General features: G+C 49.3%; 20 protein-coding genes, 1 tRNA gene and 2 riboswitches. Of the genes, 8 read left to right on the forward strand and 13 right to left on the reverse strand.

Annotated elements, in window-relative coordinates; genetic code table 11:
• Positions 1 to 1,831: 1,831 nt before the first annotated feature.
• Positions 1,832 to 3,193: an alanine/glycine:cation symporter family protein gene (locus tag DXA57_RS05945; protein ID WP_117765965.1), complete on the reverse strand. Its 1,362-nt coding sequence runs from the start codon at positions 3,191 to 3,193 to the stop codon at positions 1,832 to 1,834.
• A gap of 122 nt (positions 3,194 to 3,315) precedes the next feature.
• Positions 3,316 to 3,412: riboswitch (glycine riboswitch) on the reverse strand.
• 633 nt (positions 3,413 to 4,045) lie between these two features.
• On the opposite strand from DXA57_RS05945, the gene trpE reads away from it, so the two are divergent.
• The 7 genes from trpE to trpA all read left to right on the forward strand — a co-directional run bounded on the left by trpE (position 4,046) and on the right by trpA (position 10,666).
• A complete protein-coding gene (gene trpE, locus DXA57_RS05950) occupies positions 4,046 to 5,533 on the forward strand; it encodes an anthranilate synthase component I (protein ID WP_117765967.1) in 1,488 nt (495 codons plus the stop codon).
• Complete coding sequence (locus DXA57_RS05955; protein ID WP_117765596.1) at positions 5,530 to 6,126, forward strand: anthranilate synthase component II; 597 nt, start codon at positions 5,530 to 5,532, stop codon at positions 6,124 to 6,126. Before trpE ends, DXA57_RS05955 begins: the two co-directional genes overlap by 4 nt.
• 175 nt (positions 6,127 to 6,301) lie before the next feature.
• Complete coding sequence (gene trpD, locus DXA57_RS05960; protein ID WP_117765598.1) at positions 6,302 to 7,312, forward strand: anthranilate phosphoribosyltransferase; 1,011 nt, start codon at positions 6,302 to 6,304, stop codon at positions 7,310 to 7,312.
• Positions 7,309 to 8,106, forward strand: a complete 798-nt coding sequence (gene trpC / locus DXA57_RS05965) for an indole-3-glycerol phosphate synthase TrpC (protein WP_117765600.1) — start codon at positions 7,309 to 7,311, stop codon at positions 8,104 to 8,106. The genes trpD and trpC overlap by 4 nt, the downstream gene beginning before the upstream one ends.
• Complete coding sequence (locus DXA57_RS05970) at positions 8,103 to 8,711, forward strand: phosphoribosylanthranilate isomerase (protein ID WP_117765602.1); 609 nt, start codon at positions 8,103 to 8,105, stop codon at positions 8,709 to 8,711. The genes trpC and DXA57_RS05970 overlap by 4 nt, the downstream gene beginning before the upstream one ends.
• A 4-nt stretch (positions 8,712 to 8,715) precedes the next feature.
• On the forward strand, positions 8,716 to 9,900 hold the full coding sequence (gene trpB / locus DXA57_RS05975; RefSeq protein ID WP_117765604.1) for a tryptophan synthase subunit beta: 1,185 nt from the start codon (positions 8,716 to 8,718) through the stop codon (positions 9,898 to 9,900).
• A complete protein-coding gene (trpA, locus tag DXA57_RS05980; protein WP_199612684.1) occupies positions 9,893 to 10,666 on the forward strand; it encodes a tryptophan synthase subunit alpha in 774 nt (257 codons plus the stop codon). The genes trpB and trpA overlap by 8 nt, the downstream gene beginning before the upstream one ends.
• Before the next feature lie 25 nt (positions 10,667 to 10,691).
• Here the strand turns inward: trpA and DXA57_RS05985 are convergent, their stop codons facing one another.
• The 4 genes from DXA57_RS05985 to DXA57_RS06000 all read right to left on the reverse strand — a co-directional run bounded on the left by DXA57_RS05985 (position 10,692) and on the right by DXA57_RS06000 (position 15,604).
• Positions 10,692 to 11,690, reverse strand: a complete 999-nt coding sequence (locus DXA57_RS05985) for an ABC transporter permease (protein WP_117765606.1) — start codon at positions 11,688 to 11,690, stop codon at positions 10,692 to 10,694.
• Complete coding sequence (locus tag DXA57_RS05990) at positions 11,690 to 12,796, reverse strand: ABC transporter permease (RefSeq protein WP_117765608.1); 1,107 nt, start codon at positions 12,794 to 12,796, stop codon at positions 11,690 to 11,692. The genes DXA57_RS05985 and DXA57_RS05990 overlap by 1 nt, the downstream gene beginning before the upstream one ends.
• Positions 12,786 to 14,324 carry an ABC transporter ATP-binding protein gene (locus DXA57_RS05995; RefSeq protein ID WP_117765610.1) on the reverse strand — a complete coding sequence of 513 codons (1,539 nt, stop codon included), beginning with the start codon at positions 14,322 to 14,324 and terminating at the stop codon, positions 12,786 to 12,788. Before DXA57_RS05995 ends, DXA57_RS05990 begins: the two co-directional genes overlap by 11 nt.
• 77 nt (positions 14,325 to 14,401) lie before the next feature.
• Positions 14,402 to 15,604: a BMP family ABC transporter substrate-binding protein gene (locus DXA57_RS06000; protein WP_117765612.1), complete on the reverse strand. Its 1,203-nt coding sequence runs from the start codon at positions 15,602 to 15,604 to the stop codon at positions 14,402 to 14,404.
• A gap of 190 nt (positions 15,605 to 15,794) precedes the next feature.
• Positions 15,795 to 15,894, reverse strand: a riboswitch (purine riboswitch).
• A gap of 358 nt (positions 15,895 to 16,252) precedes the next feature.
• On the opposite strand from DXA57_RS06000, the gene DXA57_RS06005 reads away from it, so the two are divergent.
• Positions 16,253 to 17,167 (forward strand): patatin-like phospholipase family protein, encoded by a 915-nt coding sequence (locus DXA57_RS06005; protein ID WP_117765614.1) that lies wholly within the window; start codon positions 16,253 to 16,255, stop codon positions 17,165 to 17,167.
• 79 nt (positions 17,168 to 17,246) lie between these two features.
• On the opposite strand, the gene DXA57_RS06010 is transcribed toward DXA57_RS06005, so the two are convergent.
• From DXA57_RS06010 to DXA57_RS06045, 8 genes are all read right to left on the reverse strand, one after another.
• On the reverse strand, positions 17,247 to 19,115 hold the full coding sequence (locus DXA57_RS06010) for a heavy metal translocating P-type ATPase (RefSeq protein WP_117765616.1): 1,869 nt from the start codon (positions 19,113 to 19,115) through the stop codon (positions 17,247 to 17,249).
• A 99-nt stretch (positions 19,116 to 19,214) separates the two neighbouring features.
• Positions 19,215 to 19,433, reverse strand: a complete 219-nt coding sequence (locus tag DXA57_RS06015) for a cation transporter (protein ID WP_117765618.1) — start codon at positions 19,431 to 19,433, stop codon at positions 19,215 to 19,217.
• 193 nt (positions 19,434 to 19,626) lie between these two features.
• Positions 19,627 to 20,364: a pyruvate formate-lyase-activating protein gene (gene pflA / locus DXA57_RS06020; RefSeq protein WP_117765621.1), complete on the reverse strand. Its 738-nt coding sequence runs from the start codon at positions 20,362 to 20,364 to the stop codon at positions 19,627 to 19,629.
• Positions 20,365 to 20,374: 10 nt separating this feature from the next.
• Positions 20,375 to 22,627: a formate C-acetyltransferase gene (pflB, locus tag DXA57_RS06025; RefSeq protein ID WP_117765623.1), complete on the reverse strand. Its 2,253-nt coding sequence runs from the start codon at positions 22,625 to 22,627 to the stop codon at positions 20,375 to 20,377.
• 171 nt (positions 22,628 to 22,798) lie between these two features.
• The gene (locus tag DXA57_RS06030; protein WP_199612686.1) at positions 22,799 to 23,671 is read right to left on the reverse strand and encodes a phosphoribosylaminoimidazolesuccinocarboxamide synthase; all 873 of its coding nucleotides are present in this window, start codon (positions 23,669 to 23,671) and stop codon (positions 22,799 to 22,801) included.
• Between the two features lie 190 nt (positions 23,672 to 23,861).
• Positions 23,862 to 23,935, reverse strand: a tRNA-Met gene (locus DXA57_RS06035).
• Between the two features lie 94 nt (positions 23,936 to 24,029).
• Complete coding sequence (locus tag DXA57_RS06040; RefSeq protein WP_117765625.1) at positions 24,030 to 25,415, reverse strand: phosphodiester glycosidase family protein; 1,386 nt, start codon at positions 25,413 to 25,415, stop codon at positions 24,030 to 24,032.
• Positions 25,416 to 25,426: 11 nt separating this feature from the next.
• Entirely contained in the window at positions 25,427 to 25,756 is a 330-nt protein-coding gene (locus DXA57_RS06045) for a hypothetical protein (RefSeq protein ID WP_117765627.1), read from the reverse strand.
• Between the last annotated feature and the right edge of the window lie 98 nt (positions 25,757 to 25,854).

The following is a 25,854-nucleotide window of genomic DNA, read 5'->3' on the forward strand; positions in this document are numbered from 1 at the left end:
ACACTCACTTTATTTGTTTTCTCCCGGATTTTCCACGCGCGCAAAAAATCCCCAATAAAAAATGAGTTCTTCGTCAGAGTCTATATAGCAAATACTTACTTTTACTACTCTTATTGACTGATTTACAAGTTGATGCGCATCCGACGCACGAAAATAAAGCAACTCATAAAATTGAGTTTTTCACCCAACAACAGAAAGCTGTGCTTTCCATTATCAAAAATCAATAATGGCGATAAGATCGCCCTTCGGCAGTTGACCCGGCTGTCCGTATGGCCTTAACCCAAATGGGTGGTCAGAGAAAATATTTACATGGATACTCTGTCAGAAACTCATATCGCATACGTTTAAACTATACAACAGTGAATAGATTCTGTCAAGATGTTTTTATTTTTCAACTAAAACTTCCCACACCGATACGGTGTGTTGAACCTGGCTGCAAAAATAAAAATCGCAGCCAGGACTGGAACGTTGAAAATTCAATATTTCAGCCAATAAAAAAGCATAAGCCTGTTTCCTTTGGTATAATGGAGTTGAGTTGATTTGTCCTGCGGATTCGAGTGTGCAGTTGAGAAAACACAGGCGCAACAAATGCGCTGAGGCTTTGTAAAGCGGACATTCGCAATCCGCTTCGCTACTTGCTCATGAACGCAGCCGCTTCGCGATCTGTCAGTGGGAGCTTTCAACTCCCACTGACAGAAGCATTCCCCCTCACTCGCCGCTTAGTGCTCCACGCACTTGAAGCGGGGGAATGCTTATCTGCGTTCAACTTGTGCAATCGGATTTGCAGACAAGTCAATGGTCTGGTTATTTCTGACTTGTCTGATTTTTCATCTGTTGCGTTGTCGTCAATTGACGTAGCCACCACTACACATCATTTCTCCGCCTTGCATATAAAAAATCATCCATCGCCAATGTAGCAGAAACTTAATTTTCACTGTACTAATTTTAAAGAAAGAATGAGTATGGGCAATGCTTTAAAGAAGCATCGTTGACTCAAAATCGGAAAACAGCGATTTCAGTCATAGTTTTCGAAGGGGATGTTTGACTTAAAATCGGAAAACAGCGATTTCAGTCATAGTTTTCGGGGAGAATGTATGACCTAAAATCAGAAAACAGCGATTTCAGTCATAGTTTTTGGAGGGGATGTTTGACTTAAAATCAGAAAACAGCGATTGCGGTCATAGTTTTCGGGGAGAATATATGACTTAAAATCAGAAAACAGCGATTTCAGTCATAGTTTTCGAAGGGGATATATGACCTAAAATTAGAAAACAGCGATTGCGGTCATAGTTTTTGGAAGTCATAGATGACTTAAAATGCGGAAAATGCAATTGCAGTCAACGCTCAGGGGAATATAAATTGACCTAAAATAGATAAAAGGCTGATTTCGGTCAATTTTGCTGCCACATGACCACAAGAAATGAAAGAATCGGCAGACAAAATTTTGCCCCGGATCCATCACTGGACCCGGGGCGTTTTCATATCTTATTTGTAACAGTTCAGAACATCAGCGAAATGAAAAATCAAACTATGCAAACTTGTTTGCAACAGGATGAATTTTTCATTTCGGAATGGACGGAACGGTGCTGAGCCCCAGTGGGAATCGTTTTGCACTGACCGACGCAGCGCGCAGAACTGTGGCCTGTTGTTTTGAACGCAGATAAGCATTCCCCCGCTTCAAGTGCGCGGAGTACTAAGCGGCGGGTGAGGGGGGATGCTTATGTCAGTGGGAGTTGAAAGCTCCCACTGACAGATCGCGAAGCGACTGCGTTCATGAGCAAGTAGCGAAGCGGATTGCGAATGTCCGCTTTACCATCCTGAACAGTTACTCTTATTTTTTACCAAACTCTGTAGCTGCTTTTGCCACCACGCCACTCAATGCCAGCAGGGCGATGAGGTTCGGGATGACCATCAGGCCATTGAAGAGGTCGGAAAGATTCCATACCAGATCCACCTTCAGGAGAGATCCCAGGAAAACAAAGACTACCACAATCAGTGAGAAAGGAATCACAGCCTTGGAACCCCAGAGGTATTTTACGTTCTGGCGTGCGAAGAAGTACCAGCCGATGATCGTGGAGAAGGCGAAAAACAGGAGGCAGACAGCCACAAATTTCGGACCGAAGCTGTGAAGGCCAGTCGCAAAAGCTGCCTGAGCCACAGGTGTACCGGTGGTGTTGGAAAGGATCATCTCATCCAGGACACCGGAAGAAAGAATCACAAGAGCGGTCATGGTAAGTACCACAAAGGTATCGATGAAAACACCGATCATTGCCACTTCACCCTGTTCCTCGGGGTCTTTTACATCAGCAATGGCATGGGCATGCGGAGTGGAACCCATTCCTGCCTCATTGGAAAAGAGACCGCGTGCCACACCATAACGCATAGCCATACGGACCGTCATGCCGGCTGCGGAACCTGCCAGTGCCCTGGGACAGAACGCTCCCACAAAAATGGAGGCAACTGCGGAAGGAAGATTGCCGATATTCATGATCAGTACGATCAGTGCTCCGCAAAGATAGAGAGCTGCCATGACCGGAACCACTTTTTCTGTAAAGGAAGCGATACGGGAAATACCGCCAAGGAAAATGAAGGCTGCCAGCAAAGCCACTACCAATCCCATCGCCCATCTGGGGATTGCAAAAGCCGTATAGAAGGCATCGCTGATCGAGTTGGACTGCACCATATTTCCCATGAAGCCAAGAGCAAGAATGACTGCCACTGCAAAGAAAACAGCCAGAAAACGGCCAAAGCCGCCTTTAAACACATGTGTGATATAATAGACAGGTCCACCCACTACTTCGCCATTCTCATCTCTTTTTTTGGATTTCTGGGCGAGAACAGCTTCTCCATAGATCGTCGCCATTCCGAAGAATGCTGCGATCCACATCCAGAAGATCGCTCCGGGACCTCCGGATACCAGTGCGGTCGCACAGCCTGCGATATTTCCGGTTCCCACCTGGGCTGCGATCGCCGTCGCCAGAGCCTGGAAAGAGCTCATGCCATTTTTTCCTGCTTTCTTTCCTTTCAGAGAGAAACCGCCGAAAACACGAAGCCAGGCCTTCTTAAAACGCCGGACCTGAACGAAGCGTGTACGGATCGTAAAAAAGATCCCCGTACCCACCAGTAAAAAAAGTAACAGGTAGTTCCAGACCACATCACTGATCTGGACAATGACATTGTTGACTGCATCCATCATGATTTTATGTCTCCTTTTCTGCCAGACGTTCCCCGCTCTTCCCATGAAAAAAACCATCCTCCCGTCGGGGGAGCATGGTCCTGAAAAAATAGAAGCCGCACGAACCTGTCTTTCGTACTTCTTCTGACTCTGTCCTTTTGCCTGAGAGATTCTGCACAGCAAACTGTGCATTGCACCTTCGGCACTCATTTTCTGAGATTCTCCAGAGACCACTCCGCTTTTAGTCTCTGTTCTCCTGAAAGAACGCCTGAGAGTGTTACTCCTTCGGCTGTGCAGCTGTGCACATTTCCTAAAAGCTTCTTCGTCTGTATTCTTATTTTGTGCCCGTGCAGAGAAAACATTCGTCCACACCAGCAACACTTTCTGAATCATACCACGTTCTTATCTTCCAGTCAATAGAAAAATACAGAAAATACAATCTCTGTTTTTTTGAAAACATGCTTGACAAATCCGATTTACAGGTATAGAATTTGGACAAATCAAATCAGTTGATTAGCACTTTAAACCGTTGAAGCGGAGATAAAAACTGTTATGCGCGCCCAGAGAGTCCGGGGAGGTGAGAGCCGGATCGAGATGCAGACTGTTAAATGGACCGCCGAGGGCATGGGGAACGGCAGATGCCAAGTATTCCATGACGTGAAGGTATACGTCAGTTACCAGAGATATGCTGGTATCTCACAAAGGGTATGGTCGAAGGCGATCATAAATCAAGGTGGCACCGCGAGTGGAGAAAACAAACACCCGTCCTTGACAGAATCGGATTTTCTGTCAGGGGCGTTTTTTTATACTCAGATCCCGACAGCCTCCGATACAGCACAAATTTTCAGACAGAAAAAGGAGGAAAAAGTCATGTTTCCCACACTGGAAGAAATGAAAAAAATAACAGAGACAACGGACTGCCGGCGGATCCCCGTCTGCAGGGAGATCTACAGCGATGCCTTTACTCCCATTGAGGTCATGCGGACGCTCAAGGCGGCCAGCCGCCATTGCTATCTCCTGGAAAGTGCGGAGAACGACCAGAAATGGGGCCGCTACTCTTTCCTGGGCTATGCTCCTACGATGGAGCTGACCTGCATGAACGGACAGATGACGATCCGAAGAGGCGCCGAGGAAGAGGAACAGACGGCTGAGACCTTCACGACCGATCATCCCGGCGACACGATCCGAAAGATCCTCTCCGAATATAAAAGTCCCAAAATCAAGGGGCTCCCGCCCTTTACCGGCGGTCTGGTGGGATATTTCTCCTATGATTATCTCAAATACGCCGAGCCGACACTCCGTTTTCCGGAGGAGGGAAATTCGGATTTCCGGGATGTAGATCTGATGCTTTTTGACAAAGTCATCGCCTTTGACCATTACCGCCAGAAGCTCTGTCTCATCACAGGCGTCAGCACCGCTGAACTGGAGGATTCCTATAAAAAGGCAGAAAAAGAACTGGATGAGATGGAAGTTCTTTTAAAGAGCGGCGCGAAGGCTGTGATCCGGCCTTTGAAAATGAAAAGCCCCCTGGCCTTCCGCTATTCCAAAGAAACCTACTGCCAGATGGTGGAAAAGGCAAAGCATTACATCCACGAAGGCGATATTTTCCAGGTGGTACTCTCCGATCCGATGAGTGCTCCGGCAGAGGGAAGCCTCTTCGATACCTACCGGGTGCTCCGGACCACCAATCCATCCCCCTATATGTTCTATTTTTCCAGTGACGATATCGAGGTGGCAGGTGCTTCCCCGGAGACGCTGGCAAACCTGAACGACGGTACGCTTCACACCTTCCCCCTGGCGGGTACCCGTCCCAGAGGAAAAAGTGAGGAGGAAGACCAGGACCTTGAAACCGAGCTTTTGAAGGATGAAAAAGAGCTGGCCGAGCACAACATGCTGGTGGATCTCGGAAGAAACGACCTTGGCAGGATCAGCCGGATCGGCTCCGTGGTGGTGGAGGATTATATGTCCGTTCTCCGGTACTCTCACGTCATGCACATCGGTTCAACCGTCCGCGGCACGATCCGCCCGGACAAGGACGCCGTGGACGCCGTGGACGCCATTCTTCCTGCCGGGACCCTCTCCGGTGCGCCGAAAATCCGTGCCTGCGAGATCATCCGGGAACTGGAGGGGCAGAAACGAGGCATTTACGGCGGAGCCATCGGATATCTGGATTTCGGCGGAAACCTCGATACCTGTATCGCCATCCGTCTCGCCTATAAGAAAAATGGCCGCGTGGTCGTCCAGTCCGGCGCCGGCATCGTGGCCGACAGCATTCCTGAGAATGAATTTACCGAGTGTTCCAACAAAGCCCGGGCTGTGGTAGCTGCACTTCAGACAGCAGAAGGAGGCCTTCGATGATCTTACTGATTGATAATTACGACAGTTTTTCCTATAACCTTTACCAGCTCATCGGAAGCATCGATCCTAAGATCCGGGTGGTACGGAACGACAAGATCACCATCAATGAGATCCGTACCCTGAAGCCAAAGGCGCTGATCCTCTCTCCCGGTCCCGGAAGACCGAAAGATGCGGGCATCTGTGAGGAAGCCATCCGGGAGCTGAAAGGCGAGATCCCGATCTTCGGTGTCTGCCTGGGTCATCAGGCCATCTGTGAAGTCTTCGGCGGCACCGTAGGCTATGCAAAAGAGCTCATGCACGGAAAGAGCTCCCAGGTCAGAAAATCCCCGGACAGCCTCCTTTTCAAAGGACTTCCAGAACGGTTTCAGGCAGCCCGATACCACTCTCTTTCGGCCAGCGCTGATACGCTTCCGCCGGAGCTGAAAGTCACTGCCATCACCGATGACGGAGAGGTCATGGCCGTGGAACACAGCCTTTATCCTGTTTACGGCGTCCAGTTCCATCCGGAATCGGTCATGACACCGGACGGGAAGCTCATTCTGAAAAACTTCCTTGAGGCGGCAGATGCATTTACACAGCCTCAGCGTAAATAGAATACATAACCGCCCAGGACAAAAATTGCGGGAGCTGCTTCGCAGGAGAGCAATTCGCAGACACCAAGACATCCGTTGGGAGAAAAAGACCTTTTGACCCCAACAGCTTTTACATAAATGTACAAAGGCTATCAGAGGTTTTCTGGATCTGATACCTTAGAAAGGATGGATCAATATGATCAAAGAAGCAATCATCAAACTTTCCAAAAGACAGGATCTGACCTATGAAGAGGCAGAACAGGTCATGAATGAGATCATGGAAAATACAGCCAGCGACGTACAGAAAGCCGCTTATCTCACGGCTCTTTCCATGAAGGGTGAGACCATCGACGAGATCACTGCTTCCGCAGCCGCCATGAGAGCCCACGGAGAAAAGCTTCTCCACAATATGGACGTGCTGGAGATCGTAGGTACGGGCGGCGATGGTTCCAATTCTTTCAATATCTCCACCACCTCCGCCCTTGTCATTGCCTCCGGCGGCGTTCCCGTTGCCAAACACGGCAACCGGGCGGCTTCCTCCAGATCAGGAGCCGCTGACGTTCTGGAAGCTCTGGGTGTCAAGATCGACATTACCCCGGAACAGAGCAAACAGCTTCTTACCGATATCAATATCTGCTTCCTTTTCGCCCAGAAATACCATTTTGCCATGAAATATGTAGGTCCGGTCAGAAAGGAACTCGGCATCCGTACGATCTTCAATATCCTTGGCCCTCTCTCCAACCCGGCCGGTGCCAACATGGAGCTTATGGGCGTCTATGATGAGGAACTGGTGGAGCCTCTGGCTCAGGTAATGGCAAAGCTCGGTGTCAAACGCGGCATGGTCGTCTTCGGCCAGGACAGGCTGGATGAGATCTCCATGAGTGCTCCCACCTCTGTCTGCGAGATCCGGGACGGCTGCTTCCAGTCTTATGAGATCACTCCGGAACAGTTTGGCTACAAGCGCTGCACGAAGGATGACCTCACCGGCGGCACACCGGAAGAAAATGCAGCCATTACCCGTTCCATTCTAACCGGTGCGGAAAAAGGGCCAAAACGCCAGGCTGTCTGCCTCAATGCCGGAGCTGCCTTTTATATCACAGGCAAGACCGAAACCATGGAAGACGGTGTCCGTCAGGCGGAACAGCTCATCGATGAGGGCGCTGCCCTGAAGAAGCTGGAAGAATTTGTAAAGGAGAGCAACCGATGAATATCCTGGAGGAGATCGCTGCGAAAACCATCGAACGGATCCGGAAGGAAAAGGAAGCGATCCCTCTTTCCACCGTCCGTTCCGCTGCTGAAAAAAGACGCTTCGGAGCTCCGGATTTTCTCTTTGAAAAGGCGTTGAAAAAGCCTGGTGTTTCTTTTATCTGCGAGGTAAAAAAGGCTTCTCCCTCCAAAGGGATCATCGCCGAGGACTTTCCTTATCTGGATATCGCCAGAAGCTATGAAGCCGCCGGGGCCGATGCCATCTCCTGCCTTACGGAGCCCTTCTATTTTCTCGGAAGAGACGCCTACCTGCAGGAGATCTCAGCCAGTGTTTCCATTCCCGTCTTACGAAAGGATTTCACCATAGATGAGTATATGATCTACCAGGCCGCAGCCTATGGTGCCTCCGCCGTACTTCTCATCTGTTCCATTCTGGATGATGAAAAGCTTCTTGCCTACCGCCAGCTGGCTGACGAGCTGAAGCTTTCTGCCCTGGTGGAAGCACATTCAGAAGAAGAGATTTCCCGGGCCGTCAAGGCAGGAGCCCGGATCATCGGCGTCAACAACCGGAATCTCAAAAATTTCCAGGTGGACGTAGACAACAGCCTGAAACTTCGTTCACTGGCTCCGAAGGACTGTCTTTTCGTGTCAGAAAGCGGGATCAAGACCCGTGAAGATATCGAAAAGCTGGAAAGAAACGGAACGGATGCGGTTCTCATCGGGGAAACGCTCATGCGTGCAGCGGATAAAAAAGCCATGCTGGACAGCCTGAAAGGAGTGTACCGCGTTTCATGACAAGGACAAAGATCAAGATCTGTGGCCTTCGAAGACCGGAAGACATCCTTTTCGTCAATGAGGCCAGCCCGGATTTTGCTGGTTTCATCATCGACGTGCCAAAGAGCAGGCGGAACGTTTCCCCCGAAAAAGTCCGGGAGCTTACCGCTTCCCTTTCCCCGGAAATTCTTCCCGTGGGCGTCTTCGTAAACGCTCCCATGGAAACCATTCTTTCTCTGGTGAAGGACGGCACGCTGAAAGCCGTACAGCTCCATGGGCAGGAATCCCAAAGCTACCTTACGGAACTGAAAAAACAGGTTTCTCTTCCTGTGATCCGGGCATTCTCCATCCATTCTGCTACGGATCTGGAAAAAGCCAAGAAAAGCCCCGCAGACTTCGTCCTTCTGGACAACGGATCCGGTGGTACAGGAGCAGCCTTTGACTGGTCACTTTTTACCTCTTTTGACAGACCTTTTTTTCTGGCAGGAGGCTTAAGACCGGATAACATAACAGAAGCCATCAGCCGTTTTCAGCCCTATGCCCTCGATCTGAGCAGCGGTGTGGAAACGGATGGATATAAAGACAAAGAAAAAATAATCGCAGCAGTCGCTGCAGTCAGGAGATAAACATATGAGCAATGGACGTTTCGGCATTCATGGCGGGCAGTACATCCCGGAAACCCTCATGAATGCAGTCATTGAACTGGAAGAAGCCTACAACCACTACAAAGATGACCCGGATTTTAACCGGGAACTCACGACGCTCTTAAACGAGTACGCCGGAAGACCCTCCCGTCTTTATTATGCAAAGCGTATGACCGAGGATCTGGGCGGAGCCAAAATTTACCTCAAGCGTGAGGACCTGAATCACACCGGAGCCCACAAGATCAACAACGTACTGGGACAGGTCCTTCTTGCCAAAAGGATGGGAAAGACCCGTGTCATCGCTGAGACAGGAGCCGGTCAGCACGGTGTTGCCACCGCCACGGCTGCTGCCCTGATGGATATGGAATGTGAGGTCTTTATGGGGGAAGAGGACACCAAAAGGCAGGCACTGAACGTTTATCGGATGCGCCTTCTGGGCGCCAAGGTCCACGCCGTCTCCTCCGGAACCGGCACACTGAAGGATGCCGTTTCCGAAACCATGAGAGAATGGACCAGCCGGATCGCCGACACGCATTATGTCCTGGGTTCCTGCATGGGACCCCATCCCTTCCCCACGATCGTCCGTGATTTCCAGTCTGTCATTTCCAGGGAGATCAAAGAACAGATCCTGGAAAAAGAAGGAAAGCTTCCGGATGCCGTTCTGGCCTGTGTCGGCGGCGGTTCCAATGCGATCGGTGCTTTCTATCACTTCATCCCCCATCCGGAGGTCCGTCTGATCGGTCTCGAGGCTGCCGGAAGAGGCATCGATACCAAAGAGACGGCAGCCACGATCGGCACCGGCTCTCTCGGCATTTTCCATGGCATGAAATCCTATTTCTGTCAGGACGAGTATGGACAGATCGCTCCTGTTTATTCTATTTCCGCCGGCCTTGACTACCCCGGCATCGGACCGGAGCACGCACACCTTCATGACATCGGCAGAGCAGAATACTATGCCATCACCGATGACCAGGCGGTAGATGCTTTTGAGTATCTTTCCAGGCTGGAAGGCATCATTCCTGCTATTGAGAGTGCCCATGCCGTGGCATATGCCCGGGAGCTGGCGCCTTCAATGAGAAAAGACCAGATCATTGTCATCAACATCTCCGGCCGCGGAGACAAAGACTGTGCAGCCATCGCACGTTACAGAGGGGAGGATCTTCATGAGTAACATCAAAAAAGCATTTGAGGGCGGCAAAGCCTTTATTCCATTTATCACCTGCGGAGACCCGTCACTGGAGATCACAGAACAGCTCGTTTACGCCATGGAGGAAGCAGGGGCGGATCTGATCGAGCTGGGCATTCCTTTTTCAGACCCTACAGCTGAGGGTCCTGTCATCCAGGAAGCCAATATCCGGGCGCTCTCCGGCGGCGTCACCACGGATAAGATCTTCGATATGGTCCGGAAAATCCGACAGAGATCCAACATTCCTCTGGTTTTCATGACATACGCCAATGTGGTTTTCTCCTATGGTACGGAACGGTTTATGAAGACCGCCAGCGAAATCGGTATGGATGGGCTGATCCTTCCGGATGTTCCTTATGAAGAAAAGGAGGAATTTGATTCCGTGGCAAAAGCCTATGGTCTGGATCTCATTTCTCTCATTGCCCCCACCTCCGAGGACCGCATCTCCAGGATTGCAAAAGACGCCTCCGGTTTCGTATACTGTGTCTCCTCTCTTGGTGTGACCGGAGTCAGAAGCAGCATCACTACCGATATCGGAGCCATGGTAACGCTTGTAAAAGCTGCCAAAGAGATCCCCTGTGCCGTAGGCTTCGGAATCTCCACTCCGGAGCAGGCAAAAAAAATGGCAGACCTTTCCGATGGTGCCATCGTCGGAAGCGCCATTGTCAAGCTCTGCGCAACATACGGAACAGACTGTGTCCCCTATGTCAAAGAATATGTCGCATCTATGAAAAAAGCTCTCCGCTCATAAGCGGAGGGCTTTCCTCTTTTTATCTTTATCGTTCCTCACGGAAATACGACTGTCCCAGAGAGCTGGGCGGCTGATTTTCCCGCTTGTTTCTCATACTGGTGAGTACCAGAACCACCAGCGTTACCACATAAGGAATCATTTTATACAACTCTTGAAATTCCATATGATCCATTCCTGTCGGGATGTACAGGTAGAGAATGTACAAACCACCAAAGAAGATGGAGGAAAAAATGGAAACCACCGGACGCCAGATGGTAAAAATAACCAGCGCGATGGCCAGCCAGCCTCTGTCACCGAAGGCATCGTTGGACCAGACACCGCAGGCATAGTCCATGACATAATAAAGGCCGCCCAGACCTGCGATCATACAGCCCACACAGGTAGCCACATATTTATACCTTGTCACACTGATACCAGCTGCATCTGCCGTTCCGGGATTCTCTCCCACGGCTCTTAAATGAAGTCCCACGCGGGTATGCTTCAGCACATATGCACAGATCAGAGCAATGATAATGGCAGCATAGGCCAGAAAACCATAAGAAAAGAAAATCTTTCCAAACCAGCCAAGCTTTCCTGCAAAAGGAAGGGACTTGCTGAAATAGCTGCTGGTCGCTGAAAGCGCAATGGAGGGCACATCACTGCCGGAAAGCTTGATGAGAGAACCTCCAAAGAAGTTTCCGAATCCCACACCAAAGGTCGTCATGGCCAGACCGGTCACGTTCTGGTTTGCCCGCAGGGTAACCGTAAGGAAGCAATAGAGAAGCCCCATGCAAAGGGAAGCCAGAAGGCAGCAGACCAGGGGGATCAGGATCGCCAGAAAACCATTGATCTTAGACGCATCGCTTAAGGACTGCTCATAAAAGAAGGATCCCATAACGCCGCTGATGGCTCCAACGTACATGACACCGGGGATTCCAAGGTTTAAGTTACCGGATTTCTCCGTCATGATCTCACCGGTACTTCCGAACAGAAGCGGAATTCCCTGCACAACGGCTCTCGGAATAAATGCCACAAGATTGATCATCAGTTCTCAGCTCCTTTCTCTGATTTTTTCCGGAAGTGGATCTTATAGGAAATGAAGAATTCACAGCCGATGATAAAGAACAGGATGATACCTGTCAGAATATCCGCAAAGGACTGATTCAGTCCGAAGGTTGTGGAAATCTCACTGGCTCCTCTGTTCAAAAATACAATGAGAAAACTGGTAAACGCCATGGTAAAGGGATTAAATTTTGCCATCCAGGAAACCATAACAGCCGTAAATCCCTGACCGTTTGCAATGGTGGTCGTAACTGTATGGTTGATTCCGCCTACCAGAAGAAGTCCTACCATACCACAGACCGCGCCGGAAAGCACCATGGTACGCATGATGACTTTTTCTACTTTAATTCCCACATAACGGGCGGTGTTCTCACTTTCTCCCACGACAGCGATCTCATAACCATGTTTGCTGTATACAAAATAGATATAAAGAAGGATCATCATAACCACTGCGATAAGAATCGTCAGCAGATATTTGGAGCCGAACAGGTTCGGCAGCCAGCCGATATTCGTCTTCTGGTTGATGATACCGATTTTACCGGAGCCTTTGGGCATTTCCCAGACAATGGTAAAAAAGGCAACCAGCTGAGTCGCAATGTAGTTCATCATCAGTGTGGAAAGCGTCTCATTGGTATTCCATTTCGCCTTGAAGAAAGCAGGGATCAGTCCCCAGACAGCTCCAGCTGCCAGGCTGGTGACAAACATCAGAAGGATGATCAGGGCATTGGGAAGCTTTCCGGCCAGACAGATCATGCAGGCGGCAGCCGCAAGACCACCGATCAGCACCTGTCCTTCACCGCCGATATTCCAGAAACGCATCCGGAAAGCCGGCGTCAGAGCCAGTGAGATCAGAAGCAGAATCGCCACATTCTGGAACGTGATCCAGCTCTTTCTGGCCGTTCCGAAGGCTCCCATAAAAATGGTCACATACACCTGTACCGGGTTGATGCCGGTAAGAACCGTTGTCAGGATGCCGCAGACCACAAGAGCTGCGAGAATTGCCAGAAGGCGGATCCTTAAGCCGCGCTGCCAGGGAAGGGCATCTCTTTTTACAATATGAAACAGAGGTTCCTTGACTTTACTGTTCATTTTCTGCACCTCCTATGCGGGTCATCATCATGCCCACGGTATTTTTATCCGTTGTCCTTCCATCTACGATACCGCTGACCTCTCCTCCGCAGAGCACCAGGATCCGGTCGGAAAGCTCCAGAAGCACATCCAGGTCTTCGCCGACGAAAATGACGGCGGTTCCTTTTTTCTTCTGCTCATTGATGAGATTGTAGATCGTATGAGAAGAGTTGATATCCAGTCCACGGACTGCATAGGCAGTCATCAGCACGGTCGGACTGGAAGCGATCTCACGTCCGACCAGGACCTTCTGCACGTTTCCGCCGGAAAGACGTCTGACCGGAGTGGAAAGACCGGGCGTTACAACCTCCAGCTCATCCACTACCGCCTGTGCAAGCTCTTTCGGAGCCTTACGGTCCGTAAATACGGAATGACCTTTCTGGAAAGAACGGAGCATCATATTGTCGGTAAGGTCCATATCTCCTACCAGACCCATACCAAGACGGTCCTCCGGGACAAAGGAAAGGGACACGCCCATATCCATGATCTCTCTGGGATCTCTGCCGATGAGTTCTTCTCTGGTTCCATTTTCTTCTATATAAGTAATACTTCCTGACTCTGTAGACTGAAGACCGGCAATGGCTTCCAGAAGCTCTTTCTGTCCGCAGCCGGAAATACCGGCGATACCAAGGATCTCACCGCTTCTGGCTGTGAAGGAGACATCCTTCAGTTTTACGATTCCGTCTTCTGTTTTTACGGTCAGTCCTTTGACTTCCAGTCTCGGCTGCGGATTCACCGGTTCCGGACGTTCAATGTTCAGTGTGACCTTGTGGCCCACCATCCGGTTAGTCATATCCTCCGCATTGGTGTCCTTCGTTGCAATATCACCTTCAAAGCAGCCGTGGCGCAGCACGGCCACACGGTCGGAAAGGCTTTCCACCTCATGCATCTTATGGGTGATGATGATGATCGCTTTTCCGTCATCTCTCATGTTCCGGAGTACTTTGAAAAGCTTCTCTGTCTCCTGTGGCGTCAGTACTGCCGTAGGCTCATCCAGGATCAGGATGTCTGCTCCGCGGTAAAGGACCTTGATGATTTCCACAGTCTGTTTCTGAGAAACAGACATATTGTAGATCTTCTGATCCGGATCCACTTCAAATCCGTATTTGTCACAGATCTCTTTTATCTTTGCGGAAGCCTCTTTCAGATTCAGACGACCCTTCATACCCAAAACGATATTCTCTGCCGCTGTCAGTACATCGATCAGTTTAAAATGCTGATGCACCATACCGATCCCGCAGGCATATGCATCCTTCGGAGAGCGGATCACCGTTTCTTTTCCATTGATAAAAATCTGTCCCTCATCCGGAAAATAAATTCCGGAAAGCATATTCATCAGGGTCGTTTTTCCGCTGCCGTTCTCTCCCAGCAGAGCCAGGATCTCTCCTTTGTAAATCTCAAGATTTACTTTGTCGCTGGCAAGTACAGACCCAAATCTCTTGGTGATATTTTTCATCGTCACCGCAGCTGTTTTTCCCTTCAAGCTCATATCCTCCTTATCTATTATAACGCACAAAGGGGCGGTGCTGCGAAAGCGCTGCACCACCCCGTTCCGTCTTTGCAGAATCAGAACTGTGTATCCAGAAGGGTAATACCATCGATCTGAACATCGAAATAAGGAGCTGAACGGTAGCCCTCTGCGGACTCATGGAAATATCCGTCAGAAACTGCCTCATGGTCTCCTTCATAATCAGCATCTGTATCCACGTCTGCCATGTAGGAATCCAGTGTCTTTCCATCTACCGTAAATGTAGAAATGTCAAACACATGCAGAGAACCGTCTTCCAGTTTTGCAGCTGCCTCATCGATCGCTTCCTGGGTTCCCTCTGCAACCGCTTTTCCAAGGCTTGTCAGCTCAACAGAACCGGTCTTGAGATCTCCTGTCCAGTCTGCGTCAATGGCATCGCCGCTCTCTACGCAACCCATTGCATACTCGAAATACGGTGCCCAGTTGATTCTGGAAGAAACAAGGAAAGTATTCGGGCAGGCACTTTCGGTGCTTCCGTTGTAGGAAACGTTGGGAACACCGGCAGTCTCGCAGGCAGTCGGAGCACCCATGGAATCGGCATGCTGGCTGATCAGCACACAACCGTCATCGATCAGTTTGTTTGCTCCCTCTTTCTCAGCGGTTTCATCGTACCAGGAACCGGTAAAGGTAACCTCCATGGTAACGCTGGGACATACAGAACGAGCGCCCAGGAAGAAAGAAGTATATCCGGAAATTACCTCAGCGTAGGTATAAGCACCGACATAACCCATCTTTGCCTGATCCTCGGTGATCTCACCGTTTGCGATCATCTCGTTGAGTTTCATACCGGCGGTGATACCAGCCAGATAACGTCCTTCATAAATAGAAGCGAAAGCATTGTGGAAGTTGTCAAGTCCTTCCGTATGTGCTTTGGTTCCGGTTGCGTGACAGAACTGTACATCCGGAAACTCTCTTGCGGCCTCAATGATATAATCCTCATGGCCGAAGCTATCTGCAAATACGAAGTTGCAGCCGGCATCTGCCAGCTCGCAGGCAGCATCATATGCTTCCTGACCCTCCGGAATACCGGTCTTGAACACATACTCGATTCCCATTTCCTCACAGGCTTCCTTTGCGGCGTTGATGAAGTTCAAGTCATAGGTAGAGTTCTCATCATGCAGGAAAATAAAACCTGCCTTTACAGTTGTTCCTTCATCCGCACTGCTGGTCATTCCTGCAGTTGCGCTGAGAGTAAGCATTACTGCTGCGGTTGCTGCAACCCACTTAACACTCTTTTTCATTGCTCTTCTCCTTTACTTTCACTCAATAGTATTGTTGTGTAAGTGCAAACGAATGATATCCGAAATATGCCGGATCACGGCAGCTGAAAGATTTTCAGGTGCTGCCTGATACTCCCCTGCGGACAAGACGGCCCGCCTCTTCTGCACATGGGAATAAAAAAATGCAGATGTACAAATCCTTGACATCTGCGTTCTTTCTATCGAACCCAATAGTCGCAACTGAACGGCGTGCGGTAGAAACGTCTGAACCTTCTTCACAGACCTATATCGGATAACATTACTATCTGAATTTTAACAATCTGACTACCATTTGTCAAACGAAATGATAGCCAAAAATTGTTTTCGGCACATATGTTAAAAACAGGTAAAATTTCTGGCATTTCTTAGTTAATTCGACAAAAAATGACTTTTGGTTTTTTCAAGAAGACCTTATCATGTGAAGACAGTCGATTATTTTTTGATCTTTTTCTTAACCGGAAAGTCTTCCATGGTGTACCGCACATTTGACGCGGGCGGACATCCTAGAGCGTGTCTGAAAAAATACATACTTGAGTTTGAAATTTTTCTGCGTTATGATATGGACTGTCCGGAGAAGCGTTCTCCGGCTGTCTGACAAAACAACACACGCACAAATGAGGAGTGACTGCTATGAGTAAAAACAAAAAGGTATTTTCCGGCCTGTCTCGTCTTCCGAAAGGTCTGGCATCGGATCAGCTGACCGAAGGCTGCATCGTTCTGGAAGGCGGCGCTTTCCGCGGGCTTTACACCAGCGGAGTTCTGGATGCTCTCATGGAAGCAGGGATCAATCTTTCCTGCACGGTAGGAGTTTCCGCCGGAGCCCTCAATGGCATGAATTACGTTTCTGGACAAATTGGCCGTTCCGGCCGTCTGAATCTGACCTATCGCCACGACAGCCGCTATGTGGGGCTTAAGGCTATCCGCAAAAACCTCGGTGTCATTGGCTTTGATTTCATACTAAAAAATGTCAATAAAGAAGACCCCCTGAATGAAGAACGTTTCTTCCGGCCGGACAGCCGTTTTGTCGTGGTGGCAACAGACTGTATCACAGGCCGGCCCCGTTATTTTGAAAAAAGTGACAGGAAAACCATCTTTCAGGCTGTCCGCGCCTCTGCCTCTATGCCCTACGTCTCAAAAATGGTCATGATCAATGGCATTCCCTATCTGGATGGCGGCTGCAGCGACAAAGTGCCATTCCGCTGGCCTCTGGACCAGGGATATCAAAAGGTTCTGGTCATCCGCACCCGTCCTATGGATTACCGCAAAAAAGAAAGAAGTGACCATTCCCTTACCGACCGCCTTTACCATGACTATCCGAACTTTGCCCGGGTTCTGGATGACAGCAACGCCAGTTATAACCGTCAGTGCAGTGAGATGATCGAGCTGGCCGCCGAGAAAAAGATTTACGTCATAGCTCCTTCCAGGCCTGTGGATATCAGCCGGCTGGAAGGCGATATGGAGAAGCTTGGCAATCTGTATTTCCTCGGATACGAAGATGCAAAGAAACAGCTTCCGGCAATTCGGGAATATCTTGGGCTTCAGTAAAAACCCCTTTTCACAGAAAAAAACGCCATCCGGTACGAGATTTTTCCCGGCCGGATGGCGTTTTTCTCTTTAGAATTATTCAATTATCGATCTTCAGTGCACGCATGGAGTTCAAAATTGCAATGACAGAAACTCCGACGTCTGCAAAAACGGCTTCCCACATATTTGCCATGCCAAAAGCTCCCAGGATCAGTACCAGAGCTTTGACTGCCAGTGCAAAGATGATATTCTGGCGGACAATGCGGAGCGTCTTTCTGGAAATCTTCACGATGGAGGCAATCTTGGTGATATCGTCATCCATCAGAACCACATCTGCCGCCTCGATGGCTGCATCGGAACCCATGCTTCCCATGGCGATACCGATATCGGCACGGCCAAGGACCGGAGCATCGTTGATACCGTCACCGACAAAAGCCAAGCGCTCTTTGTCACTTTCTTTTTTCAGGAGTTCTTCCACCTTTGCTACTTTATCACCTGGAAGAAGCTCTGCATGCACTTCGTCAATGCCGATCTCCTCTGCCACCTGCTCCGCAGCCTCTTTCCGGTCACCGGTAAGCATCACGCAATGCTTTACACCAAGCTTCTTCATGCTGGCGATCGCTTCTTTTGCTCCCTCTTTGATCCGGTCGGAGATCACGATCGAGCCGGCAAAACTGCCGTCCACAGCCACATAGATTACAGTGCCGCGGCTCTTGCAGGAGGTATAGGAAATACTCTGCTGCTTCATGAGTTTCCCGTTACCGAGAAGAACTCTCTTTCCGTCCACAGCTACAGAAACGCCATGACCGGCCACTTCTTCCGCATCAGACACGCGGTTCATATCCAGCTCTTTTCCATAAGCTTCCCGGATAGAATTTGCAATCGGGTGGTTGGAATAGCCCTCTCCCAGAGCAGCCAGTTCCAGAAGCTCCGCTTCCGTGCCTTTTTCCGGATGGATCTCCGTCACACGGAACTCTCCTCTAGTCAGGGTACCAGTCTTATCAAAAACGATGGTTGTCATCTCAGCCACAGCTTCCAGATAGTTGCTGCCCTTTACCAGAACGCCGACTTTGGATGCGGCTCCGATTCCTCCGAAGAAGCCCATCGGAACGGAGATCACAAGGGCACAGGGGCAGGAAATTACCAGGAAAATGCAGGCTCGCTGGATCCACTCTCCCCAGCCTCCGCCAAGGATCAACGGAGGAAGAACTGCCAGGATCACAGCACCGATGGTAACGACCGGTGTATAGTATTTCGCAAATTTGGTGATAAAGTTCTCGACTTTTGCTTTCTTAGAGCTTGCATTTTCCACCAGTTCCAGGATCTTGGCTACCGTGGAATCATCAAATTCCTTTGTCGTCCGTACCTTCAGTGTACCACTTCCATTGACACAGCCGCTGATGATCTCATCTCCCACAGCTGCCTTTCTCGGTACCGATTCTCCGGTAAGAGCCGCGGTATCAATGAGGGACTCTCCTTCCACCACCACGCCGTCCAGAGGGATCCGCTCACCGGGTTTGATCACGATGATGGTTCCTACTTCTACATCATCCGGATCGACCTGGACCAGTTTTCCTTCCGATTCGATATTGGCATATTCCGGACAGATGTCCATCATGGCGGCAATGGACTGACGGGATTTTCCGACGGCATAACTCTGGAAGAGTTCACCCACCTGATAGAACAGCATCACAGCTACGGCTTCGGAAAACTCCCGTACGCCGAAAGCACCGATCGTGGCTACCATCATCAGAAAATTCTCATCAAACACCTGGCCATGGGAGAGATTCTTTGCTGCCTTCAGAATAATGTCATAGCCGATGATCAGATACGGGATCAGATAGATAATAAAAAGGATCCACATATTGACATTCTCCAGCCTTCCGGTATGTTCCAGAATAAACAGGACGGCGAAGATCACAAAGGTTACAAGAATACGCGATAATGTTTTCTTCTGTTTGTCGGTCATTGTTTCAATCTTCCTTCCATATTATAATGATGCAGCTTTCCGGTTATCCCCTTTCGATCCGGAAAGAAAGACCCGGGTCAAATGCCCGGGTCACAGGAATCACATCAGAATCTTGCAGTCAGGCTCCACCTTGGCGCAGACAGTGACAACCTCTTTCATGATCTCATCGAATCTGCTGTCCTCGGCATCGATGGTCATCTTCTGCATCATGAAATTCACGCTTGCATCGTTGACACCGTCAAGTTTCTTGATCGCCTCTTCCATTTTTGCTGCGCAGTTTGCACAGTCCAGATCCTGTAATTTGAATTTTTTCTTCATGAGATATGCCTCCTTTTATTTACTTCTTCTTTTTTCATATGAACAACTATTCATATATTCATGATATGCCCTTCCTGTAGATTTGTCAACAGGAAAATAAAGAAATATAACAGGTTTTTCTTTTTTACAGAAAAACCCCGGCGCAGCAGTTCAAATCCTGCCGCACCGGGGCTCATTCTTATTTATTCTGATTCTATTCTCTGATACCAAGGATACGCTCGGCATTTTCCACCCGCTCTTTTGTGGGAGGCTTGATGCCTTCCAGAGCGTAGGGGATGCCCAGAGTCTCCCATTTGAAAACCCCAAGAGTATGATAAGGAAGAACCTCTACCCGCTCCACATTCTTTAATGTATGGATAAAGTCAGCCAGCCGATGGAGATATGCATCAGTGTCATTTCTCTCCGGCACCAGTACATGGCGGATCCAGACCGGCTTGCCCATCTCAGAGAGCACTTCTGCCATCCGGAGAATGTTTTTGTTGGTTCTTCCTGTCAGGATCCTGTGCTGCTCTTCGTCAATATGCTTGATATCCAGCATTACAAGATCGGTGTACTTCATGAGTTCCTGCCACTTCTCAAACCAGCTTCCTTCCTCCGTAAAGGGAGCGCCGCTGGTATCAAGAGTCGTATGGATGCCTTTTTCCTTTGCCTTTCTGAAAAGCTCTGTGAGAAAATCGATCTGCATCAACGGTTCTCCGCCGCTGACCGTGATTCCTCCTTTGTCTCCCCAGTAATTGCGGTAGCGGAGTGCCTTTTCAAGAAGCTCGTCCGCACGGTAAAGGTCTCCCTTTTTCAGCTCCCAGGTATCCGGATTGTGGCAAAACTGGCATCGCATGGGACAGCCGCTTAAGAAGATCACATAACGGACTCCCGGACCGTCCACAGAGCCAAAGCTTTCCAGAGAATGAACATACCCTTTCTGGTTTTCCATGATTTTCACCTTACATTCTGTCGTGGCAGGTTCTTGCGATAACATCCATCTGCTGCTCTCTGGTCAGGTCGATGAATTTTACAGCGTAACCGGATACACGGATGGTGAAGTTTGCATACTCCGGTTTCTCCGGATGCTCCATTGCATCGATCAGCTTCTCGGTACCGAATACGTTTACATTCAGATGGTGAGCACCCTGATTGAAGTAACCGTCCAGAACATGGGTCAGGTTGGTCACACGCTCCTCGTCATCATGGCCCAGTGCACCCGGGTTGATGGTCTGTGTATTGGAGATACCATCCAGAGCCAGCTCATACGGCAGTTTTGCAACGGAGTTCAGGGAAGCCAGAAGACCGTTTTTCTCTGCTCCGTAAGAGGGGTTTGCTCCCGGAGAAAGCGGCTCGCCGGCTTTTCTTCCATCCGGAAGGGAACCGGTTGCTTTTCCGTATACCACGTTAGAGGTAATGGTCAGAATAGAGGTCGTCGGCTCGGAATCACGGTAGGTGTGGCAGTATTTCAGCTTATCCATGAAAACGGAAAGGATCTTCACTGCGATCTCATCTGCACGGTCATCGTCGTTTCCGTATTTCGGGAAATCACCGATGGTCTCATAATCTACAACTTTGCCGTTCTCATTACGGATGGTTCTTACCTTTGCGTACTTAATAGCGCTTAAGGAGTCAACCACATGAGAGAAACCTGCAATACCGGTAGCAAAGGTACGGCGTACATCGGTATCGATGAGAGCCATCTCTGCTGCCTCATAGTAATATTTGTCATGCATATAGTGGATCATGTTCAGGGTTCCTACATAAAGATGAGCCAGCCAGTCCATCATAGCATCGTATTTCTCAATCACCTCATCATAGTCCAGATATTCGGAAGTGATGGGCTGATATTTCGGTCCTACCTGCTCGCCGGTCTTCTCATCCACACCGCCGTTGATCGCGTAGAGAAGGCATTTTGCCAGGTTTGCACGGGCACCGAAGAACTGGATCTCTTTACCGGTCTGTGTTGCAGATACGCAGCAGCAGATGGAGTAGTCATCGCCCCATACCGGACGCATGACATCGTCATTCTCGTACTGGATGGAGCTGGTCTTCACAGAGATATAAGAAGCAAATCTCTTGAAGTTCTCCGGCAGATGAGAAGAATAGAGAACCGTCAGGTTCGGCTCCGGAGCCGGTCCCATATTTACCAGTGTATGCAGGAAACGGTAATCACTCTTGGTTACCATGGAACGTCCGTCCATACCAAGACCTGCCACCTCCAGGGTTGCCCATACCGGGTCGCCGGAGAACAGCTGGTTGTAAGATTCCGGTCTTGCAAATTTTACCATACGGAATTTCATTACCAGATGGTCGATAAGCTCCTGTGCCTCTTTCTCTGTCAGAGTTCCGTTCTTCAGATCTCTGTCGATATAGATGTCCAGGAAGGTGGAGATACGGCCAACGCTCATAGCTGCGCCGTTCTGAGTCTTGATCGCTGCCAAGTAACCAAAGTACAGCCACTGAGCTGCCTCTCTGGCATTTTTTGCCGGCTCGGAAATATCAAAGCCGTACGCAGCAGCCATTTCTTTCATTTCTTTGAGAGCTCTTACCTGCTCTGCGATCTCCTCACGAAGCTGGAAGTCTCCACGACGCATGCCCTGACGGTTGGTATCATGGAAATCTCTCTGCTTTGCTTTGATCAGGTAATCGATTCCGTAAAGTGCAACTCTTCTGTAATCGCCTACGATTCTTCCGCGTCCGTAGGTATCCGGAAGACCTGTCAGAATTTTATTGTGACGGGCCTTCATCATTTCCGGTGTATAGATATCAAATACAGCCTGATTGTGAGTTTTGTGATATTTGGTGAAGATCTCGTGAAGCTTCGGGCTTGGTTTGTAGCCATACATTTCACAGGATTTCTCCGCCATTTTGATTCCGCCGTAGGGCATGAAGGCACGTTTCAGAGGCTTGTCGGTCTGAAGACCTACAACCTGCTCCAGCTCTTTCATGCTCTCGTCAATGTATGCCGGGCCATATGCTGTGATACCGCTGACAACTTCTGTCTCCATATCAAGCACTCCGCCTTTGGCTCTCTCCTCCTTCTGCAATTCCTGCAATTTTCCCCACAGACGATTTGTTGAGTCCGTTGGTCCTTCCAGGAAGGACTCATCCCCATCATATGGGGTGTAGTTATTCTGGATAAAGTCGCGAACATTCACGCCCTCTTTCCACAGTCTTCCAGAAAAACCACTCCACTGTTCAAATTTTGTCATAACAGCCATCCTTTCGTTTTTGCATTTGTTGTTGAGTACGCGCTTACTATAACAAATGGAGGATTTTTCTGCAACAAATTATTAAAAAAAGAACATAAGATTCAGAAAAGAATGAAAAAACCCCACTGCACCTGATTTTTCAGAATGCAGCGGGGTTCTCATCCGTTCTTTTTATGCGAGCTTCTCTCCGGTAAGCATCTCATAGCCCTGAAGATATTTCTCAATGGTCTTGTCCACGATCTCCTGGGGCAGTGTCCAGTTGTTGTCCGGATTGGCTTTCAGCCAGTCGCGGGCAAACTGCTTGTCAAAGGAAGGCTGACCGTGACCCGGCTCATAACCGTCTGCCGGCCAGAAGCGGGAGCTGTCCGGAGTCAGCATTTCATCACCGATGGTGATATTTCCATTCTCATCCAGACCAAACTCAAATTTGGTATCGGCAATGATGATACCTTTGCTCAGTGCGTACTCGGCGCATTTTTTATAAAGAGCAATGGTATAATCCTTCAGCTTCTCAGCATACTCTTTTCCTTTGCCCGGATAGTACTTTTCCAGATGATCAATGCTCTGCTCATAGGAAATGTTCTCATCGTGATCTCCGATCTCCGCTTTCGTGGAGGGGGTGTAGATCGGCTCCGGCAGTTTGTCGGATTCTTTCAGACCTTCCGGCAGACGGATCCCGCAGACGGTTCCGTTCTCCTTGTAGCTGGCCCAGCCGCTTCCTGTAATGTAGCCGCGAACGATACATTCCAGAGGAAGCATTTCCAGTTTCCGGCACATCATGCTGTTGCCATCAAATTTCTCCTGCTGGAAGAATTCCGGCATGTCCTTGACATCTGTGGAAATCATATGGTTCGGAAGAATGTCTTCGGTCATATTGAACCAGAATTTTGACATCTGAGTAAGCACGGTTCCCTTCTTGGTCACCACATTGTTCAGAATCACATCGAAGCAGCTGATACGGTCGGTAGCAACCATGATCAGGCTGTCTCCATTGTCATAAATCTCACGTACCTTACCTTCTTTGATCGGTTTCATTTCCTGCATGCTTTTACACCTCATCTGTTATGATATGTTGAATCCAAAAGTTTTTTGCTCTCAACTGCTTTACCGTACCACCACCGTGTAGTCTTGTCAAGAAGTTTCTCTCATCTCTTTCCTTGGTCTCTGCAAAAAATACAGGAAAGAAAAGAAAAAGACCTGTGAGAAACGATCCTCTCACAGGTCTTCGATGCAGTAGCGGAAGGGAGATTTGAACTCTCGACACCACGGGTATGAACCGTGTGCTCTAGCCAACTGAGCTATTCCGCCTCAACACTGAGAATTATATCTGATGCTGCGGAATTTGTCAAGAAGTTTTTTCAAAATTTTTTTATTTGGAATTTTTCAAATTTTTTCTACACTTTTACTCCCGGAAATAGAGGAAATCTGCTACCGGCCGTTCGCTTCCGTCAGAGGGATTGTTCAGCACTCTTCCCCGGTAAGCCAGAGTGGCAGAACCGCCGCCATCCATCTGATACGCATAGGTGCAGCCGTAGCGCCGGAAGATCTCACACATCTGATAATGATCCAGACCTCTGGAGCCCGTGGAAACTCTGCCGCTTCCATCTGCCACCAGAAGAACATACTCTCCCGGACGGATCATGCCGACCGCGCTTCTGGGGTAGGGATTGTTCTGATACTGTTCAAAAGGTGAAATGATCTTCTGATCTCTGCCGTTCATGATAAAAGCCGGGCCGAAATCAAAGGTATCATAAACACCGTCTGCCACCAGCTGTTCTGCAGAAAGTCCCTGCTTCGGCGTATACATGGTGCCGTCCCGTTTGATGGCCATAAGGGAATAACTGGTTCCAAGCGCACGGTTATAGATCTGGCCTTTCCGGATCAGGACGGCATTAAACGCCGGACGGCCGCTGGCATCATAACGGCTTCCGTTGATCCCGATGATGCCGTTATTCCGTACCAGTGCCGCGGAAGTAGTCTCCAGTGCTCCTCCATAAGTACCGTAAGCCATGGAGCTGCGAAGCTGATCGGTATTTTTCACTTTGATGTGAGCCGTCCAGTAATGGGTGCCGTACTCCCAGCTCTTTTTCAGATCAATATAGATCGTGGAGCTCTTATAGATGATCCGGGTGGCGGTGGAAGGATCCTTGGAGTTGTAACCCTCTCTCATATCTACCGCACCGTTCTCGCCGGCACGATAATACAGCCCGTTCCGTTTCACCCAGGTGCTTTTCTGAAGGATCCCCTTTTTATTAAACTGATAGTGTTTTTTGTTGATCGTGGTAAACTGTGTGACACGGACACCATTCTGATCCAGATAATAGCGATGGTTCTTATAGGTGATCCAGCCCGTCTTTTTTTTGCCCTTTGACGTGTAATAGTACCATTTTCCCTTGATCTTCTGCCAGCCGCCCTTGAAGCCTTTGATCCAGCGGCCGTCTTCACCGAGGAATTTTTTACCTACCCACCGATTGGTGACACGGGCTCCGTCTTTTCCGACATAATAGTTTTTTCCGACCCAGCGGCTTGTCACCATCCGGCCCCGGTTCTGAAAATAATAATACTTTCCCTTATAGCGGAGCCATCTGTTTTTCAGAAGAGTCCCATCCTCTTTTTTAAAATAATAGGTATAAGAGCCGATTTTTTTCAACCCTTTTGCCTTGGTTCCTTTTACGTAGTAAACACTTCCCCCGGCCTCACTTCTCCAGCCGTTCTTCTCTGCCGCCATGGAATGGCTGGAGAATGCCAGGCAGAAGGCCAGACAGGCCAGCATCAGCTGTTTTTTCATTCTCTTTTTCCTCACTTTTCTGTTTCTTCCGTCGTTTCCTGAAGAAGGATCCCTGTACTTATGGTTTCTTTCAGTTCTTCCGGTGAAAGACCGAGCACAGACCGGTTTTCTCTTCTTAAAATGAGCAAGCCCAGAAAAAGCAGCAAGCAAAGAAGCGTCCGCAGATAAAAGCTTCCATTGCCCGCCATTACCGGTTCTTCCCTTTCTTCTTTCACTTCTCTTTTGCTTAACTGCTCTGTCTCATAACGGTTCTTCAGACTTTCTCTGTTTTCTCCGGCAGTCTCACGAAGAGATGCAAGAACTTCCTCCAGATCTGTTTTGTGATCATTTTCCTCCTGCATGCAACCCCGACCTTTCCCGATGGACTTGCTTATGCTTATGCAGCGGAAATCGTTCTTATGCAAAACAGTCGCCGAAGTTTCCCGGCGACTGCCATGTG

This window comes from Blautia sp. OF03-15BH (assembly GCF_003463065.1).
In the GTDB taxonomy this organism is placed as follows: Bacteria; Bacillota; Clostridia; order Lachnospirales; family Lachnospiraceae; genus Limivivens.

Excerpts from the sequence above, each read along its gene's own strand:
- pflB (WP_117765623.1), bottom strand. The coding sequence starts at position 22,627 with ATGACAAAATTTGAACAGTGGAGTGGTTTTTCTGGAAGACTGTGGAAA.
- trpE (WP_117765967.1), top strand. The coding sequence starts at position 4,046 with ATGTTTCCCACACTGGAAGAAATGAAAAAAATAACAGAGACAACGGAC.
- pflA (WP_117765621.1), bottom strand. The coding sequence starts at position 20,364 with ATGGAAAACCAGAAAGGGTATGTTCATTCTCTGGAAAGCTTTGGCTCT.
- DXA57_RS06005 (WP_117765614.1), top strand. The coding sequence starts at position 16,253 with ATGAGTAAAAACAAAAAGGTATTTTCCGGCCTGTCTCGTCTTCCGAAA.
- DXA57_RS06030 (WP_199612686.1), bottom strand. The coding sequence starts at position 23,671 with ATGCAGGAAATGAAACCGATCAAAGAAGGTAAGGTACGTGAGATTTAT.
- DXA57_RS05990 (WP_117765608.1), bottom strand. The coding sequence starts at position 12,796 with ATGAACAGTAAAGTCAAGGAACCTCTGTTTCATATTGTAAAAAGAGAT.
- DXA57_RS05945 (WP_117765965.1), bottom strand. The coding sequence starts at position 3,193 with ATGGATGCAGTCAACAATGTCATTGTCCAGATCAGTGATGTGGTCTGG.
- DXA57_RS06010 (WP_117765616.1), bottom strand. The coding sequence starts at position 19,115 with ATGACCGACAAACAGAAGAAAACATTATCGCGTATTCTTGTAACCTTT.
- trpB (WP_117765604.1), top strand. The coding sequence starts at position 8,716 with ATGAGCAATGGACGTTTCGGCATTCATGGCGGGCAGTACATCCCGGAA.
- DXA57_RS06045 (WP_117765627.1), bottom strand. The coding sequence starts at position 25,756 with ATGCAGGAGGAAAATGATCACAAAACAGATCTGGAGGAAGTTCTTGCA.
- trpD (WP_117765598.1), top strand. The coding sequence starts at position 6,302 with ATGATCAAAGAAGCAATCATCAAACTTTCCAAAAGACAGGATCTGACC.
- DXA57_RS05970 (WP_117765602.1), top strand. The coding sequence starts at position 8,103 with ATGACAAGGACAAAGATCAAGATCTGTGGCCTTCGAAGACCGGAAGAC.
- DXA57_RS05955 (WP_117765596.1), top strand. The coding sequence starts at position 5,530 with ATGATCTTACTGATTGATAATTACGACAGTTTTTCCTATAACCTTTAC.
- trpC (WP_117765600.1), top strand. The coding sequence starts at position 7,309 with ATGAATATCCTGGAGGAGATCGCTGCGAAAACCATCGAACGGATCCGG.
- DXA57_RS06040 (WP_117765625.1), bottom strand. The coding sequence starts at position 25,415 with ATGAAAAAACAGCTGATGCTGGCCTGTCTGGCCTTCTGCCTGGCATTC.
- DXA57_RS06015 (WP_117765618.1), bottom strand. The coding sequence starts at position 19,433 with ATGAAGAAAAAATTCAAATTACAGGATCTGGACTGTGCAAACTGCGCA.
- trpA (WP_199612684.1), top strand. The coding sequence starts at position 9,893 with ATGAGTAACATCAAAAAAGCATTTGAGGGCGGCAAAGCCTTTATTCCA.
- DXA57_RS05995 (WP_117765610.1), bottom strand. The coding sequence starts at position 14,324 with ATGAGCTTGAAGGGAAAAACAGCTGCGGTGACGATGAAAAATATCACC.
- DXA57_RS06000 (WP_117765612.1), bottom strand. The coding sequence starts at position 15,604 with ATGAAAAAGAGTGTTAAGTGGGTTGCAGCAACCGCAGCAGTAATGCTT.
- DXA57_RS05985 (WP_117765606.1), bottom strand. The coding sequence starts at position 11,690 with ATGATCAATCTTGTGGCATTTATTCCGAGAGCCGTTGTGCAGGGAATT.